Origin of the sequence: Paeniglutamicibacter gangotriensis Lz1y, from assembly GCF_000348945.1 — a bacterium.
In the GTDB taxonomy this organism is placed as follows: domain Bacteria; phylum Actinomycetota; class Actinomycetes; order Actinomycetales; family Micrococcaceae; genus Paeniglutamicibacter; species Paeniglutamicibacter gangotriensis.
Genome location: NZ_AOCK01000007.1, coordinates 172920 through 189147, shown reverse-complemented (window position 1 = coordinate 189147; position 16228 = coordinate 172920). Strand labels below are relative to the sequence as shown.

15 protein-coding genes and 1 other RNA gene are annotated in these 16228 nt (G+C 61.7%); 13 read left to right on the top strand and 3 right to left on the bottom strand.

Annotated elements, in window-relative coordinates:
- Positions 1-227 precede the first annotated feature (227 nt).
- The 13 genes from ADIAG_RS12830 to ssrA all read left to right on the top strand — a co-directional run bounded on the left by ADIAG_RS12830 (position 228) and on the right by ssrA (position 11067).
- Positions 228-1475: a CpaF family protein gene (locus ADIAG_RS12830; RefSeq protein ID WP_007271811.1), complete on the top strand. Its 1248-nt coding sequence runs from the start codon at positions 228-230 to the stop codon at positions 1473-1475.
- A complete protein-coding gene (locus ADIAG_RS12825; protein WP_007271810.1) occupies positions 1472-2323 on the top strand; it encodes a type II secretion system F family protein in 852 nt (283 codons plus the stop codon). The genes ADIAG_RS12830 and ADIAG_RS12825 overlap by 4 nt, the downstream gene beginning before the upstream one ends.
- Entirely contained in the window at positions 2320-3261 is a 942-nt protein-coding gene (locus ADIAG_RS12820) for a type II secretion system F family protein (protein WP_043474855.1), read from the top strand. Before ADIAG_RS12825 ends, ADIAG_RS12820 begins: the two co-directional genes overlap by 4 nt.
- A 136-nt stretch (positions 3262-3397) precedes the next feature.
- Complete coding sequence (locus ADIAG_RS12815) at positions 3398-3631, top strand: hypothetical protein (protein WP_007271808.1); 234 nt, start codon at positions 3398-3400, stop codon at positions 3629-3631.
- 9 nt (positions 3632-3640) lie between these two features.
- Entirely contained in the window at positions 3641-4048 is a 408-nt protein-coding gene (locus tag ADIAG_RS12810; protein WP_007271807.1) for a TadE/TadG family type IV pilus assembly protein, read from the top strand.
- A complete protein-coding gene (locus ADIAG_RS12805) occupies positions 4041-4475 on the top strand; it encodes a hypothetical protein (RefSeq protein ID WP_007271806.1) in 435 nt (144 codons plus the stop codon). Before ADIAG_RS12810 ends, ADIAG_RS12805 begins: the two co-directional genes overlap by 8 nt.
- Before the next feature lie 106 nt (positions 4476-4581).
- Positions 4582-4986: a hypothetical protein gene (locus tag ADIAG_RS12800; RefSeq protein ID WP_043474850.1), complete on the top strand. Its 405-nt coding sequence runs from the start codon at positions 4582-4584 to the stop codon at positions 4984-4986.
- 203 nt (positions 4987-5189) lie between these two features.
- Entirely contained in the window at positions 5190-6305 is a 1116-nt protein-coding gene (gene prfB, locus ADIAG_RS12795) for a peptide chain release factor 2 (RefSeq protein ID WP_007271804.1), read from the top strand.
- Between the two features lie 497 nt (positions 6306-6802).
- A complete protein-coding gene (gene ftsE / locus ADIAG_RS12790) occupies positions 6803-7630 on the top strand; it encodes a cell division ATP-binding protein FtsE (protein WP_007271803.1) in 828 nt (275 codons plus the stop codon).
- A complete protein-coding gene (ftsX, locus tag ADIAG_RS12785) occupies positions 7627-8541 on the top strand; it encodes a permease-like cell division protein FtsX (protein ID WP_007271802.1) in 915 nt (304 codons plus the stop codon). Before ftsE ends, ftsX begins: the two co-directional genes overlap by 4 nt.
- A 79-nt stretch (positions 8542-8620) precedes the next feature.
- Positions 8621-10048, top strand: a complete 1428-nt coding sequence (locus ADIAG_RS12780; RefSeq protein ID WP_235045906.1) for a M23 family metallopeptidase — start codon at positions 8621-8623, stop codon at positions 10046-10048.
- A 56-nt stretch (positions 10049-10104) separates the two neighbouring features.
- Positions 10105-10587, top strand: coding sequence for an SsrA-binding protein SmpB (gene smpB / locus ADIAG_RS12775; RefSeq protein WP_007271800.1), 483 nt, complete (start codon positions 10105-10107; stop codon positions 10585-10587).
- Between the two features lie 109 nt (positions 10588-10696).
- Positions 10697-11067: a transfer-messenger RNA gene (ssrA, locus tag ADIAG_RS20330) on the top strand.
- An 87-nt stretch (positions 11068-11154) separates the two neighbouring features.
- Here the strand turns inward: ssrA and ADIAG_RS12770 are convergent.
- From ADIAG_RS12770 to ADIAG_RS12760, 3 genes are all read right to left on the bottom strand, one after another.
- Entirely contained in the window at positions 11155-12933 is a 1779-nt protein-coding gene (locus ADIAG_RS12770) for an HNH endonuclease signature motif containing protein (protein ID WP_007271799.1), read from the bottom strand.
- A 272-nt stretch (positions 12934-13205) separates the two neighbouring features.
- Entirely contained in the window at positions 13206-13952 is a 747-nt protein-coding gene (locus ADIAG_RS12765; protein WP_007271798.1) for a PspA/IM30 family protein, read from the bottom strand.
- 119 nt (positions 13953-14071) lie between these two features.
- Entirely contained in the window at positions 14072-16135 is a 2064-nt protein-coding gene (locus ADIAG_RS12760) for a TPM domain-containing protein (RefSeq protein ID WP_007271797.1), read from the bottom strand.
- Between the last annotated feature and the right edge of the window lie 93 nt (positions 16136-16228).

The window sequence follows — 16228 nt, the reverse complement described above, 5'->3', positions numbered from 1 at the left end:
GTGGACCCGCGTGCCGGCACCGGCGCCGTTTATCCACAGAACCTCTCCGAGCCTTGAAGCGCTGGCAACACGGGCGTATGGTCGCGGTATTGCGACACGAAAATAACTAGATATGCCGCTAGCCTGAAACCACGAGGGCCCCAGCACGACCTTCCATCTGCGCAACTTGCATCTGCTGCGCACGCGACGGCGAACGGCACGGCCCCGGCCAGACCCGGGAGCCGTACATGGGGCGGGGACCTACGATGGCCGACGGACTGGCGATAATTGAGGTTGAGGTACGCGAACTCATCCGCAGGAACGGGCTTGACCCGGCCACGCAACTCGGTGAGGTCCGCCGCCTAGTGGACGAGGTGGTCCACGATTACGACGAACGCTCGCTGCTCGGTGTGCTGCCGGCCTTGGGGGAGCTCGGTCTGGCCCGCCGCCGGATCATGGATGCCGTCGCCGGGCTTGGTGCACTGCAGCCCCTGCTCGATGACCCCGACGTCGAAGAAATTTGGCTCAACGGCCCCGACCAGGTCTTTTGCGCTCGCGGCGGGACCTCGGAGCTGACCTCTATTCGGCTTCCGGAAGCCGAGGTCCCGGCCCTGGTGGAACGGATGCTCAAGTCTTCGGGCCGACGTCTTGACCTTTCCCAACCGTTCGTCGACTGTCAGCTGTCCGACGGTTCCCGGTTGCACGTGGTCATCCCCGACATCACCCGCAAGCATTGGGCGGTGAACATCCGCAAATTCATCGCCCGGGCCAGTCGCCTGCAGCACCTGGTGGAGCTCGGCTCGCTGTCCCGGCAGGCCGCCTACTATCTGGATGTCGCGGTTGGCGCCGGGCTTAACGTGTTGGTCTCCGGGGCCACCCAGGCCGGGAAGACCACGATGCTCAATTGCTTGGCCTCCTCCATCGGCAGCCGCGAACGCGTGGTGACCATCGAGGAGATCTTCGAACTCAAGATCAATCTGCGCGATGTGGTGGGCCTGCAGACCCGGCAGCAAAACTTGGAGGGCCACGGGGAGATCAACATGCGCCGGCTGGTCAAAGAAGCGCTGCGGATGCGCCCTGACCGCCTGATCATCGGGGAGGTGCGCGAAGCCGAAGCCTTGGACATGCTCATCGCCCTGAATTCGGGCATCCCCGGTTTGGCGACGGTGCACGCGAACTCCGCGCACGATGCCGTGACCAAGATCTGCACGTTGCCGTTGCTCGCCGGTGAAAATATTTCCGCGGCATTTGTGGTTCCCACGGTGGCAGCGTGCCTCGACCTGGTGGTGCACTGCCGACGCGATGCCGCAGGACAGCGGTTCATCGGGGAAATCCTGGCGCTGGGGCGCCGGGTGGAAAACGGGGCCATCGAGACCACCACACTGTTCGAACATCACGAGGGGGAGCTGGTGCTGGCTCCAACGGCGGACCTTGCCCACCAGAAGCTCCTCGAAGCAGGAATCGACGTGGCCGAACTGGGACGGCTGGTGGCATGAGCATCTTCCTAGGTCTCACCCTCGGCTTCGGGCTGCTCTTGGTGTTCCGGGCCTTCACCTCGGTGCCGGGCCACGGGATCAAGACCTCCAACGGCCGCATCGAAACCCTGCTGCTTCATGCCGGGCTGGACAAGGTCACCCGCGGCGGATTCATCACCGCATCGATCACCTCCGCGGTCATCGTCGGACTCGTGGTACTGATCCTCACCGGTGCCCCGCTAATTGCGCTGACCTTTGCCGGGTTCGGTGCCGGTGCGCCTTGGATGCTGGTGCGCCACCAGGGAAACAAGCGTGCGGCCAACCTCCGGGAGCAATGGCCTGACGTAGTGGACCACCTGCGCTCTGCGATTCGCGCAGGGATGTCGCTGCCCGAGGCCCTGACTCAGCTGGGGGCACAAGGGCCCGAAGCCCTGCGTCCGGCCTTCTCCGACTTCGGTCTGGACTACCGTGCCACCGCACGTTTCAACGATTCGCTTGAGGGGCTCGCCAAACGTCTGGCCGACCCGGTGGCCGACAAGATCGTTGAGGCGCTGCGCATCACCCGCGAGGTCGGCGGCACGGACTTAGGCGAAATGCTCGGTACCCTCAGCTCCTTCCTGCGCGACTCGGCCCGGACCCGCGGGGAGTTGGAAGCGCGGCAGTCCTGGACGGTGTCCGCAGCCCGGCTGGCCATCGGTGCTCCCTGGGTGATTCTGCTTCTGCTGGCCGGGCAACCGGCGGCGGTGATCGCCTACACCTCGTTCAGCGGCATGCTGGTGCTCATCGGAGGCTTGGTGGTCTCGTTCATCTGTTATCGGACGATGATGCGCATCGGCAGGCTGCCCGAGGAAGAACGGGTGTTCCGATGAGCACCACGATGATCCTGTCGCTGGTTCTGGGTGTGGCACTGGGCAGCGGTTTGTGGCTGGTGCTCGTGCGGATCCCGGCGATGCGCCCGGTCACCTTCGCCCAGCGTGTGGCCCCGCACCTGCGAGCCGGCAGGTCCGGCTCACGCATGCTCGCCGAACCGTTGGCCGCGCAGACCCCCTTCGGGCCGCTGGGTCGCATACTCGCGCCCATGCTGGCCGATGTTGCACGGTTCTCGCAGCGGCTGAACCCCAGCAATGAAGCCATGGGCAGGAGGCTGGCCCGAGCGGGGTTGGGGATCAGCGTGCTTGACTTCCGCGCCCAGCAGCTGCTGTGGTCGGCGGCGTTGACCTTGGTCGGGGCAGCGTTGCTCGCTGCCAACCTCGCGGCCGGGCGGTTCAATCCGATGTTCGCGTTCCTCGTGCTGATTTTCTGTGCTGTCGGTGGCTATCTGCTGCGCGACTGGTACTTGGGGGAGCAGACCACCCGGCGCAGCAAGCGGATCCTGAACCAATTCCCCACGATCGCCGAACTCATGGCCTTGGCCGTTGCCGCTGGGGAAAGCACCGTTGGCTCCATCGAACGAGTAGCGCGCACGTCCAAGGGGGCGCTGAGCGAAGAATTCACGTTGACACTGGCCTATGTGCGCGCCGGAGCCACGTTGGCCGACGCGCTGGCGGAGATGGCTGACCGTATTCAGCTGACGGCCATGACCCGGTTCGTCGACGCAATCACGGTGGCCAGCGAACGGGGTACTCCGATTGCCGCGGTGATGCGCGCTCAAGCCCAAGACGTGCGTGACGCTGCCAAACGCGAACTGATGGAAACCGCCGGCAAAAAAGAAATAGGCATGATGATTCCCATAGTTTTCGGCATCCTCCCCTTGACCATCGTTTTTTCGGTGTTCCCGGGGCTGGCGCTGATCGACATGAACTACTAACGAGGAGGCTACACCACAACACACCTTGGCCCGCGGGAGGGGAGGGCCGGACGAAGTAGGACTTCAACACAGCACTCACACACGTCACGTGCGCCGGACCAACGTCGGGCGGGTAAACCAACAAGGAGAAGGAATTATGAGGATCAAACGGCAGATTGAGTTGTTGTTCCTGGGGGCGGGCATCTGGATCGGGAACTGCACGATAAACCTAGCAGGGCGCATCAAGCGCAACGAACGCGGGGACGTTCCTGGTTGGGTCATGATCACTCTAATGAGTGCGCTCTTAGTCGCGGCCCTGCTGGCAATCGCCGGGCCCCGGCTGGAGGAACTGTTCAACCAAGCGATCGACCGGGTCGCGGGGATGGGCTGACCCGCGGCTATGTTCAGGCATCGCCCACTCTGGCGGCGCATCAAGGTCGATGATCAGCGGGGTTCGGCCGTCGCCGAATTTGTGATGGTCTCCGCGCTGATCATCGCCGTGTTCTTAGGAATTCTGCAGTTAGCCTTCGCCCTGCATGTGCGCAATACGCTCATGGATGCAGCGGCCTCCGGGGCCAGATATGGAACGCTGGCCGACCGGGGACCCGCGGACGGAGTCCAACGCACCCGCGAGCTGATCCGCGGTGCGCTTAGCGATGGCTTCGCATCCAACGTCCAAGCGACCTCGATCAGCGTCGGCGGAACCCCAGGAGTGCGCATCACGGTGCGCGCCGCGGTACCGGTCTTCGGCATGGTCCCGTTTGTCGGCGAATTTGTGGTCCATGGGGAGTCGGTGCGCTATGGCTAAGCCCCCACGCCCCGCCGAGCCGGTGAACCAAGCGGGGTCCTCCATGATCGAATTCATCTTTCTGGTGGTCCTGCTGTTGGTCCCACTGGTTTATCTAGTGGTTGGTGCAGCGCAGATCCAGGCGGCGAGCTATGCGGCCGTGGGCGCGGCCGACCACGCCGCCAAGGTCTTCGTGACCGCCGAAAGCGAAGGAGAGGGCCGGGCCCGGGCCACAGACGCGGTCCAGCGGGCAGCGGCAAGTATGCAGCTGGATGCCGGTCGAGCGCACTTCAGCTACAGCTGCCGCGGTACCTGCCTCTCACCGGGCAGCACCGTGACGGTCCACGTGTCGATCGACACCGTCCTGCCGCTGCTGCCGCAGGGGTGGAGCTGGCGCACCGGCACCGTCGGCTCCGATGCAACCCAGAGGGTCGATCTATATGGCTAGATCCAGGGCGAACATCACCGAACACGACCCGACACATTCCCACTACCAAGGCCGGAGAGCTCAAATGGAAAAACGGCCCGTCAGCGCTGAAGAAACTGGCCAGTCAATGGTACTGATCATCGGGCTGATCGCGGTGTCGCTGCTGGCCATCAGCGTCGTGTTCGCGGCCACAGCAGTGAATATCTCGGCCCACAAGCTCTTGTCGCTGGCCGACGGAGCCGTTGCCGCGGCGGCCGACAACTTCGAACTCACTGCCGGCGGGGACGAGATTGCCACGATCCGCTTGCAACCAGCCGAGGTCAGGCACGCCGCGGAAAAATACCTGTCCGACACCAACGCCCATGCAGGGATCACGGGGCTTCACATCATCAGTGCAGGGGTGGCAGGCGATTCGGTGACGGCGCATGTCCGGCTCGGGGCGGTCGTGCACCCACCGATCATCGGCTGGGTAGTTCCGCGCGGGGTTCCCATCCAAGTCGATGCCTACGCCCGCACCTTGCTTTCGCGATGATCCGTTAAACGGGATCCTGCCCAAACCGAGCAGCTCTTCGACGCCCCGGACGTATCCGGTCTGTGGCGCTCGCCGACGGTCAGCGTTGGCAATGCCGCGCGTGTGGCACCGACCTGCTGGCAGTTCCCGGGCGGCGGATATCGAGACGGTACCCGTGATCCGACGCGTGGCGTGCCCCATATATGTCGTAGGCTGGAACCACCATGGCTTCAACTGACTTTTCTGCCGAAATTAAATCCCTGCGCTCCACCTATGCCTCCATTGAAGAGGTTTCCGATGTTCCGCGCATCCGCACCGACATCGCAATGCTCTCCGAGGAAGCTGGAATGCCCGATCTTTGGGATAACCCGGCCGCCGCACAGGTGGTCACCTCCAAGCTTTCGCACCGCCAGTCGGAACTGGAACGCCTGATGAGCATTCATGACCGTATCGACGACCTAGAGGTCTTGGTCGAGTTGGGGGAAATGGAAGGCGACGCTGACTCCATGGCCGAAGCGGAGACTGAGCTTAAGTCCGTGCGCAAGGCCTTGGCGAATTTGGAAGTTGTCACCCTGCTCTCCGGCGAATTCGATTCTCGAGAGGCCGTGGTCACCATCCGCGCCGGCGCCGGTGGCATCGACGCCGCGGACTTCGCTGAGATGCTCATGCGTATGTACCTGCGCTGGGCTGAGAAACACGGCCATCCGACCCGCGTCATGGACACGTCCTATGCGGAGGAAGCTGGCCTGAAGTCGGCCACCTTCGAGGTCAACTCACCCTATGCCTTCGGCACCTTGTCGGTCGAAGCGGGCACCCACCGCCTCGTGCGGATCTCCCCGTTCGACAACCAGGGACGCCGCCAGACCTCATTTGCGGCTGTCGAAGTCATCCCGCTGATCGAACAGACCGACTCCATCGAGATCCCGGAAAACGAGATCAAGGTTGATGTGTTCCGTTCCTCGGGCCCGGGCGGACAATCAGTGAACACCACAGACTCCGCGGTGCGCATGACCCACATTCCCACCGGAATCGTGGTGTCGATGCAGAACGAGAAGTCGCAGATCCAGAACCGTGCGGCGGCACTTCGCGTCTTGCAGTCCCGGCTGCTGTTGCAGAAAAAGGCTGAGCAGGACGCACAAAAGAAGCAGATGGCAGGGGACGTGAAAGCTTCTTGGGGCGATCAAATGCGTTCTTATGTTTTGAATCCGTATCAGATGGTCAAGGACCTGCGTACGGAGCACGAGGTCGGGAACACCTCGGCTGTGCTCGACGGTGATCTCGATGACTTCATCGATGCAGGGATCCGTTGGCGCGCCGGGCAGCGTCGCCCGCAAGCCTAGACTGCACTGCTTCAGGGGTCAGGAACACATTTCAGATGTGTGCCTGGCCCCTTTTTTGTTTACACTGCTGGCAACCATCATGTCGGTGGTTACTGATGATCCATGGTCATCACCGAGGTGCTCGTTTCAGCAATGGCGGCCCCTAGCTTTCCTAGCTACTGGCGAATTTTGTGGCGACGACGAAAGCCGAACTTTTGCTCTGCCAAACGCTCGGGGCCAGATGCTCACCTGAAGTGGTGGGCCCGTGTCGCTGGCAGTCCGACGATGGTCACCACCGGAAGTGGTCGCCGCGTTAATTGTGTCATTTCCGTGCGTTGTACGGTCAAGCGGGACCACATAGCGGACACTCACCTCGCTCACAGAATCATGACACACCCACTTTTTGTGCCGGATGTGCGGCACCGGGACGGATAGAGTTCAAGGGCTGGCTTTGCAACTTCCCACAACAAAGTCCCGTGCCTGGATCATGCACCGGCGATCCCGCGGGCAGAGCTGCGATGATTAGATTCGAAAACGTCACGATGGTCTATGACCAAAAGTCACGCCTTGGTTCGGAAAATGCGCGCCCTGGCCTCGATGACGTAACCATTGAGATTGACCGCGGTGACTTTGCGTTTCTTGTGGGTGCTTCAGGGTCCGGTAAATCCACGTTCCTTCGGTTGATCCTGCGCGAAATCGTCGCGACGGGCGGTTCGGTGCACGTCGCCGGACAAAACGTTGCACGTATCCCGTCATGGCGCGTGCCGAAACTGCGTCGAGGCATCGGCGTGGTGTTCCAAGACTTCCGTCTCCTGCCGCAAAAGAACGTTTTTGAAAACGTAGCTTTTGCCATGCAGGTGGTGGGGGAGAGCCGCAGCGCCATCCGTGACCACGTTCCCCAAGTACTCAAGCTTGTGGGGCTCGAGGGCAAGGAAAAACGCCAGCCAGATGAGCTCTCTGGCGGAGAACAGCAACGTGTGGCCATCGCCCGTGCCATTGCCAATAAACCCCAGATTCTGTTGGCCGATGAACCTACAGGAAACCTTGACCCGGCGACAAGCGTCGGAATCATGAACGTCCTGGACCGGATCAACCAAAACGGCACCACGGTGCTGATGGCCACCCACGATGACGGCATCGTGAACTCCATGCGGCGTCGTGTTGTCGAACTGTCCCTCGGAAAAATCATGCGCGACGAAGTCGCCGGCGAGTACACCTCGATGATCCCCGTGATCAATCAGGACGGCACGCGCGAATTGCGCCAGGCGAATCACGGGACGTGGCAAAAACCACCGGCCGGCAGCCAGGCCTTTGCACCGTTTGACACTGAGGATGACATGCCATGAAACTAGGATTCATTCTCGGCGAAGTAGGCACTGGCCTCCGCCGAAACCTCTCCATGGTGGTATCCGTGGTGTTGGTTACCTTCATCTCTTTGACCTTTGTGGGCACAGCCGCCCTCATGCAAATGCAGATCACCCAGATGAAGGGCTACTGGTACGACAAGGTCCAAGTAGCCATCTATCTTTGCGGTGAACACAATGAGAGCTCCAACTGCACCGAGGGCGCCGTAACTGAAGGTCAGCGAGGCGAAATCGAGTCGATGCTCGGCTCCTCCGCCGTCAAGCCCTACGTGGATAACTTCGAATATGAGTCCAAAGAACAGGCACTCGCTCACTTCCAAGAACAGTTTGAAAACTCTTCGATGAGCGAAACCGTGACTGCGGAGCAGCTGCCCGAATCATTCCGTGTTTCGCTGGTCGATCCGGAAAAGTATCAGATCATCAAGGAACTGTTCTCGTCCACGGACGGTGTGGACGTCGTGGTTGACCAACGGGAACTGTTGGAAAAGATCTTCTCGATCATCAATATCGCCTCCTTTGTAGCCATCGGAATCGCAGGGGTGATGATCTTGTGTGCCGTGTTGCTTGTCGGCACCACCATCCGTCTATCTGCGTATCTGCGCCGCAGAGAGACCGGGATCATGCGCTTGGTGGGCGCCTCCAAATCGTCGCTTCAGCTCCCCTTCGTCCTCGAAGGGATCATTGCTGCGCTCGTTGGAGCGCTGTTGGCTTCAGGAGTGCTGTGGGCGGCCGTCAGATTCTTAGTCGATGAAAAGCTGGCTATCGAATATAAGGACACCGCCTTCATCTCCACGGGTGAAGTACTCATTGTCGCGCCGTGGCTAATCTTGCTGGGTGTGGTTTTGGCTGGTGTATCGTCGTTGGTAACCTTGCGACGCTACTTGAAGGTTTAGTGCGTCGCTTCTTCATGCAAAATACGTTTTCACGGGAATTCAAAGGACACTTATGTTAGCCAAAGCAGTATGGTGCCGAATGGCGCGTTCAGGGGCTGTGGGTGCGCTTACGATCGCACTTCTGGTTTCCGGAGGCGTCGGTGCCCACGCCGACGAGCTAGATGACCGAAAGATCGAGGTTGAGCAAAACCTTGATCACCTGAATGAAGACATGGAAGTCCTTGACGATGACATCAAGGAAACCGATTCGAAGCTTCGCGGCTTGCAGGCACAACTGCCAGCGGCGGAACAGGCCCTGGCAGATGCACAAGGTCGTGTGAGCAGAGCAGCCGATGAAGCAGCGGATTTGGCCCGACGCGTCCAGGTGGCCCGCGAAACCCGTGACCAGCTGAACGTCAAGATTGCCGAAGGCAAGGTGAAGCTGGAAGATTCCAAACAGATCATCGGCCAGATCGCGACGGAAGCCTACAAACGCGGCGGTGTTTCTTCCGATCTTTCCTTGCTGCTGAACGCCAGCGCCGACGGAAACTTGGCGGCCGGAATGGATTTGGCCGATCAGGCCATGCGCTCACAAAACGCAGCGCTTGATTCCCTCTCTGAGCAGTCCGCCACCGATGCCAATGCGCAACTGCGACTTGCTGCCGTGGAAGAAGAAATCACCGACCTCAAGTCGGCAGCAGATGCTGCCCTGGTCCGCGAGCAAGTCGCCCGCGATGACGCCGAGGAAAAGAAGCAGTCGCTTGACGGCATCATTTCCCAAACGGACGCACTCAGTGCCGAGCTCTTGGCCCAGCGTCCGCGGATTCAGGAAAAGCTTCGGGTGAAAGAGGCTGAACAGGTCCAGATCAATGGTCAGATCAAGGAACGCCAGGAACGGCTGATCCGTGAGGAAGCCGAGCGCAAGGCCAAGGCAGCGGCTGCCGAACGCAAACGAATTGCCGAAGAAAAAGCTAAGTGGGAGCGTGAGGAAGCCGCCCGGGCCAAGGAAGCCAGGGAAGAGGCCGCACGACAGAAGAAGAAGAACTCCTACGTCAAACCCAAGTACGTGGCGCCGGCACCGCAGGCAGCGCCGCAGGAGCGAAGCTCGTGGGGGCTGATTCGGCCCGTAAGCGGTGGGCGACAGACCTCCGGCTTTGGGTGGCGCCCAACGCCTGCCGGAACTATTGACTACGGTGGTCGCGGTGGTTACGTCCACGCTGGTGTCGACTGGGGGTTCGGCGGACAATGCGGGTCGCCGGTGAAGGCTTCGGCGGACGGCGAAGTCTGGATGGCTGGTTGGGGAGGTTCCTCCGGTAACAAGGTCACCGTCAGCCATGGAGTGGTCAAGGGCAAGGCCCTTGCGACGAACTACCACCACATGCAGCGTGTCGTGGTCAATGTCGGCCAACACGTCAAGCAGGGGCAGGTTGTCGGTTATGTCGGAACCACCGGCAACTCCACCGGCTGCCACATGCACTTTGAAACGATTATCAATGGTGCGGCCGTGAACCCATTGGGACTTCTCTAGCGGTAAGCTATAAGCTCGCCAAGTGAAGAAACCATTTGCGGAGAGGAATTGCCACCATGGCTAAGAAAGACCCGCAAGAGCGGATCATTGCCAGCAACCGCAAGGCTCGCCACGACTATGAGATCCTCGATACTTACGAGGCTGGCATGGTGCTCAGCGGGACCGAAGTGAAGTCGCTGCGTGAAGGTAAGGCCTCTCTAGTCGATGGGTTCGGCCAGTTTTACCGCAATGAGCTGTACCTCGAGCATGTTTACATCCCGGAGTACCTCAACGGTTCATGGACGAATCATGCAGCGCGCCGACGCCGCAAGCTTTTGCTACACCGGCAGGAACTTCTAAAGATCGAACGAAAGATCAACGAAGCTGGCCTGACCATCGTGCCACTGAGCTTGTATTTCAAGAACGGTCGCGCAAAAGTCGAGATCGGCGTTGCACGGGGCAAGAGGGAATACGACAAGCGCCAGACACTGCGTGAAAAGCAGGACAACAGGGAAGCACTGCGCTCCATGAGAGAGCGGAACCGCGGGGTTCAGGAGTAAATATTTGAGGCCCGGGGAATAGACTTGGCGTGAATGTGCGCTAGACTAGATATGCGCGGTTAATCTGCGTGGTTGGGGCAACGCAAGTTGCCCGTTGACAACAAAATACGGGGATGATCGGTTTCGACGGTGTGAGTCGCGACAAGTGAAGCGGGCCGAGGATGCAAAGTTATCTCGTAAACGCTCTTTGCAAAACAATAAGTGCCGACTCAAAGCGCACTGACTTCGCTCTCGCTGCCTAAGCAGCCAGAGTAGTCCGTTAGCCAGGGGATGCTATCGCCCCTGTTCCTAACGTCATTTAGATAGCCACTGCGGGAAGTTAGTGTTACCGGAACGACCTGCATAATTTAGGTAACTGTGCCTGGATCAGCCGCTTGTTTGCATGACGGCTGGGGCAGAGAAAATCCAACGCAAACTGCGCCCGGAGAAGACCTGGCAACACCACATCGGACGGGAGTTCAATTCTCCCCATCTCCACAATGAAGGCCCTACAGTTCTCCGGAACTGTAGGGCCTTTCTTGCGTCCTGAAACAGACGGGATTTTGGGCAGATCGCAGAATCCGAGCACTAGAACAACGTGGGCTTGGTTTGGCGAGCGTGTTGCCAATAATCATTGCGACGCGGAAGCTGCTCCGGGTCCAGATACTTCGGCAACAAGACCGCCGGCAGACCATCGACATCTCGAACCAACGTGATTTTTCCCGAATGGAAATCATGGTGGTGCGCGCTACACCCCGGGCCGGCGTTTTCCGCACTTGTCACCCCTCCGTCTTGCCATGAGTCGACATGACAGATCTCGCAATGCTCCGGAGGTACGGTGCAACCAGGGACCAGGCATCCTCCGTCCCTGGCCAGGATTGCTAATCGGAGGTAGTCGGGTACAAATCGTTGTTCACGACCGAGGTCGAGGATTTGGCTTTTGCCATTGAACACCATGGGAATCACACCTGCGTCGCATAACAGTCGTCTGAGCTCTCCAACACTGACTTCCAGGCCGTGTGCACTGATTCCTGCCCGTTGGGCAAGCCCCAGAAGTGTTTCGAGCTGGCAATGGACGACGAGTGTTGCCTTGGCGATAGCGGTAGCGCCGTTGGCGCTACCGCTGATGTGCCGTAAAGCGTTGAGGATGGATTGCAGGTGTCTGCGGGCGGGCGTCAATCCGTCGACTGGCCCGAAGGCTTCGTCCTCCAACGTCACGGTGTTAGTTTCCGCAGGCACCGTACCCGGTTGGGCTGCAGGTTTTGCGCCGGCCGCCGTTCCCACATCCGTGTAGACCGCGCGCGGACGTTCAGCCTCCGGGGTGTCCGGGTTGGCAGCCCACTGAGGAATTGGCGGAGCCGTGGTTGGTTCCATTCTCTGGCCATCCGAGGCGGGGGCGCCGTTGGAACCGGTCGCGGCGTTACGGCCCAAGGTATCCCGGTTGCCGGCGGTGGTCCGCGCATTGTCGGCAGCGGCGAAGTGTGACAGGAAGATTTCAGCTTCCACGTTGAGCATGCACAGGCTGAAGTACGAGAAGTGTTCGGTGCGGCGGGTCAGAAGGATTCCGGTCTTCGCGCTGATCTCCTCGGCAGTGGGCTCCCCGGGGGAGCTCTGCTCTAAGGACTGCTGCCACGCAGTGATCAGCTTGCCGGTGGCTTGCGGGCCCTGGGTCTTCAAGGATTCCCGGACCTTCTCCTGCAGGGACGTGGAGAGTTGTTTGGCCTCGGGTTGCTTCTTGATCACCGGGGCGACCTTGTCCAGCTTTCTGGCCGCCTGCATCACGTGCTTGGGATCGATGGTTCCTGCTTGCGCATCCGTCGACAGCTCCGGGTAGCGCGCGGGGTGCTTGATTCCATGTTCATCGACGTGCTTGAGCAGCGCGGTGGTGGCCTTGACCCGGTCCCGGGCCTCAAAATAGCTGATGCCCAGCAGGTGTTGCAGGAAGTCGGCGGTGTCCCGGTGGGGCAGGCGCCCGGTCGGTGGGACGGGCGGGTCTTCCGGCAGCAGGGTGTCTCCGCGCATGAACGGTGCGGGATCAGCGATCACCGCGGTGAGCTCCTCCATGGTCTGGATCGGCAATTCGTGCGCCAGGGTGCGTTGGGCGCCCTGGGCCACGAGCACCTGGGCGTAGGCGGTGCGGCGGTGGGCCAACTCGACGATCAAGGCCAGGGTTGCGGCCTCGGTGGGAGATGTGGTCTCGGCGGCAAGTTCGGTGGTGGCGGAGATGAAGAATTCTTCGGCATCGAGCAGCTTGCGCAACAGATCGGCCCGGGACCGCTGACGGCCGGGCTTCGGATTCCGACCGGTGTGTGCACGGCCAAGACCCGAGCTCTGGGGGAACTGCTCGGTGTTCATGACATACAGCATGGCCGACCTGCCCCTAACGATGCCAGAGGGTAGAGAAATCTGTGGATAACCCTGCTGCGGGCTGTCCCGGGGAGCATCCATCGGCCCCTGGGGAATCCTCGACGGGTGCAGGAAGTCCGCGCATGGCATCGGTGGGGGAGCGCGTGTACGGGGCGTGGGGGAAAAGCGAAACGGACCCGCGAACCGCAGAAATACTTCACTGCAGGTTCTCAGGTCCGTCCCGTGCTTGCGGGAGGCCGGTGGCTGCCCGCAAGCGGTGGTGGTGCGGCTGGCTACTCGTCTGCGCCAGTGGTGATCGACGGGGCGCTCTTGGGCCCCTTCAGAGCGGCCAGGCGGGCCTCGATCTCGGTCTGCTCGCCCAAGTCCTCGAGCGAGTTGAACTGGGCGTCGAGCGACGAAGATGCCAGCTCGGCGGCGCCGCGCACGCGGGCTTCTTCGCGACGGATCTTTTCCTCGAAGCGGCTGACCTCGCTGGTGGGATCCATGAAGTCGATGGCCTTCACGGCCTCCTGCACCTGGTTCTGGGCCTGGGCCGACTTGGCGCGGGCCACCAGCTCGTCGCGCTTAGAAACCAGTTCATGGCGCTTGGACTTCATCGCATCCAGGCCGGTCTTCAGCTTCTCCACGATCTCGCGCTGCGAGCTGATACTCGGTTCGGCGGACTTTGCCTCCGACTCGGACTGCATCTGTCGCTGAATGGCTACCTTGGCCAGCGAATCGAACTTGTCGGCGTTTGCCGTGTCCCCTGAAGCACGGAACTCGTCGGCCTTGCCCGAAGCGGCCAGAGCTTTGTTGCCCCAATCGGCGCTGGCTTGCTTATCCTCCGTGTAGTCCTCTTCGATCATGCGCAGGTTGCCGATGGTCTGCGCCACCGCGGTTTCTGCTTCGGCGATGTTATCGGTGTAGTCACGGACCATCTGGTCGAGCATCTTCTGCGGATCCTCCGCAGAGTCGAGCATGGCGTTGATGTTGGCCTTGGCCAGCTGGGAGACACGACCAAAAATAGACTGCTTTGCCACGGTGAGACCTTTCGTTGACTGACTTATCGAGCATCTGTTGACGCGTTTCCGTGGGCCGGAAGCACGGTACTGAAATCTAGGTACGGCACGCAGCTGGTGCCGTGGATGGATTGATTTGGTTAGAAGTTGCCGCCGGCTCCGCCTCCGAAGCCGCCACCACCGCCGCCACCGAAGCCGCCACCTCCACCGCCGCCGAAGCCGCCGAAGCCGCCTCCGCCAAAGATGCCGCCGGAGCCCCCGGAGTTTGAGCCGCCGCGCAGGATCGAGTCGATGAGGATGCCGCCGAGGATGGCGCCGCCGAGCCCGCCGCCGCCGCTACCGCCACCGAACCCTCCGCCCATGCCTCCGCCGAAACCGTCCACATCGCTCTCCGCCTCGCGAGCGGCCTGATCGGCAAGGGCCGAGGCATGCTCGGCAAAGGCCAGTGCGTTGAGCGGGTCGGAGGAAGCCATGCGCAGGGCCTCGTCGAGGTTGCGTTTGGCCTCGGCCAGCCGGGTGCGTGCCCTGGAGCCGACGCCGCCGCGCCGGGCGCGAATGAAGTCGTCGGTACCGCTGATTTTCATCTGGGCGGTGCGCAGTGCCGATTGCAGCTGGTCCGCGGCGCGACGGTTGCGTTCTTGTGCATCGCGGATCTGGTTCAGCTGCTCATTGAGCGGACGCAGGCCCGCATCGACCTCGGTCAGCAAGGCTGCCGGATCCACCTTGCCGCCGCTGACCTGGGCCTGGACCGAGGACAGCGCTGTCTCCAGGGCCGCGACGGGACCGGCAAGTTCCGGGTTGGAACCGTTGGCTACCAGGGCGCGGCCCTGGGCCAGATCCTGGGCTGCCGAGGAGACCAGTGCTTCGAGATCGGCCCGGGCCTTGTCTAGATCGGCGCTGGCGTGCGCTACGGCGTCGAGCAAGACCGTGGCCTGGTGCACCGCGTCTTCCCCGGCACGGACCGCCACGGCGGCCTCTGCGGTGTTGGCTTCGGCGATCTTCGCCTCGGCGGTGAGCACCGCGGTATTGGCGAAGTCCAGCCGGTCGGTGGCCTCGGCGATGTTGCCCTTGACCTGATTCAAGGCGCTCTCGGTGTAGCGGGCGCCGAGCTCGGTCAATTGGGCCTGGACCGAGCCGACACGCTGGCGCAGCGGATCGATCTGGGTCTTCAGGGCCGCAGCGGCTTCCGGGGCATTCTTTTCCAGCTCGCGCAGCGAGGCGAACTCCTCGGTGTGCGTCTCGAGGGTCTCGTTGACCGCCTCACAGCGGCGAATGATCTCCCCGAGCCAGGAGCGCTGCTCTTCCTCGGTGTCCGGGATGTGGTCGTCGAGTTGCTGCTGCAGCTTGAAGGACTCATTCATGTGGGTCTTGGCGGTCTCAATGTCCTCGGCGAAGGGCTTGACCGCTTCCTCGCCGTACTGTGCCTGAGCGAAGCCGACCTCTTGTTCGGAGGAGCGGATCGCGTCGTCGGCGGCAATCAGCAGGCTGCCGGCCTGGGTGCGCAGTTCCGGGATGCTCAGTGAAGCCAGCGGGTCCAGGGGCTTGCCATCCGGGCCAGTGGCCACCGGTGGGACGTAGTCCGGGAGCTTCTTGCGACGGGTCAGGGCCCAGGCGGTGGCACCGCCGGCGAGTACCACGCCGCCGACCAGCAGCCAGCCGGCCCCGCCGCCGGAGGAATCCGAGGAGTCGGAACCGGAGGAAGCCTCGCCGCCGGTGGGGCTCTTACCTTCGGAGACGTTCTGGATGCCGGTGACGGCACCCAGTGCCGCGGCGGCCCACTCTTGGTCGGACAGCTCGGGCTTGACCATCTTATTGAAGATGTCTTGGTCGAATTCGTGCAGTTCGCTGTTGTCGTTGGATACGAACTTGGCGTTGCGCGTCTCCACGGCAACGGCCAGTACCGTGTCGCTGGTGCCCATGTTCTTGGACTGGGCGACCTGCTGCACCCAGGCCGTGGGATCGGAGGGGCTGGAGAAGGAATCGACGTAGATGACGAAGAGTGACTGGCCGGTGTCTCGCTGGAGCTGCTTCACCGCGGCTTCGACCTCTGAGGCATCCGAACCCAGGGCGTTGGCCTGGTCCAGGACGAATTCGCCCGGGGGAATGTTCACCGGGCCGGTCGCCAGCGCAGGGGGTGCAAACATGAACATGGACAGGATTCCTGCGGAGGCAACAAATGCCATCCGCCGGGGGAGCGACTTCATAGTTTTCCTTCACCCTTGCGTGGTCGGCCGCAGAAGGAGCATCGGAAAGTGCATGTCGTCATGCGTAAACCGGTTTCTGCTGTCGATGTTGAT

Excerpts from the sequence above, each read along its gene's own strand:
- ADIAG_RS12830 (WP_007271811.1), top strand. The coding sequence starts at position 228 with ATGGGGCGGGGACCTACGATGGCCGACGGACTGGCGATAATTGAGGTT.
- ADIAG_RS12825 (WP_007271810.1), top strand. The coding sequence starts at position 1,472 with ATGAGCATCTTCCTAGGTCTCACCCTCGGCTTCGGGCTGCTCTTGGTG.
- ADIAG_RS12820 (WP_043474855.1), top strand. The coding sequence starts at position 2,320 with ATGAGCACCACGATGATCCTGTCGCTGGTTCTGGGTGTGGCACTGGGC.
- ADIAG_RS12815 (WP_007271808.1), top strand. The coding sequence starts at position 3,398 with ATGAGGATCAAACGGCAGATTGAGTTGTTGTTCCTGGGGGCGGGCATC.
- ADIAG_RS12810 (WP_007271807.1), top strand. The coding sequence starts at position 3,641 with ATGTTCAGGCATCGCCCACTCTGGCGGCGCATCAAGGTCGATGATCAG.
- ADIAG_RS12805 (WP_007271806.1), top strand. The coding sequence starts at position 4,041 with ATGGCTAAGCCCCCACGCCCCGCCGAGCCGGTGAACCAAGCGGGGTCC.
- ADIAG_RS12800 (WP_043474850.1), top strand. The coding sequence starts at position 4,582 with ATGGTACTGATCATCGGGCTGATCGCGGTGTCGCTGCTGGCCATCAGC.
- prfB (WP_007271804.1), top strand. The coding sequence starts at position 5,190 with ATGGCTTCAACTGACTTTTCTGCCGAAATTAAATCCCTGCGCTCCACC.
- ftsE (WP_007271803.1), top strand. The coding sequence starts at position 6,803 with ATGATTAGATTCGAAAACGTCACGATGGTCTATGACCAAAAGTCACGC.
- ftsX (WP_007271802.1), top strand. The coding sequence starts at position 7,627 with ATGAAACTAGGATTCATTCTCGGCGAAGTAGGCACTGGCCTCCGCCGA.
- ADIAG_RS12780 (WP_235045906.1), top strand. The coding sequence starts at position 8,621 with ATGGCGCGTTCAGGGGCTGTGGGTGCGCTTACGATCGCACTTCTGGTT.
- smpB (WP_007271800.1), top strand. The coding sequence starts at position 10,105 with ATGGCTAAGAAAGACCCGCAAGAGCGGATCATTGCCAGCAACCGCAAG.
- ADIAG_RS12770 (WP_007271799.1), bottom strand. The coding sequence starts at position 12,933 with ATGCTGTATGTCATGAACACCGAGCAGTTCCCCCAGAGCTCGGGTCTT.
- ADIAG_RS12760 (WP_007271797.1), bottom strand. The coding sequence starts at position 16,135 with ATGAAGTCGCTCCCCCGGCGGATGGCATTTGTTGCCTCCGCAGGAATC.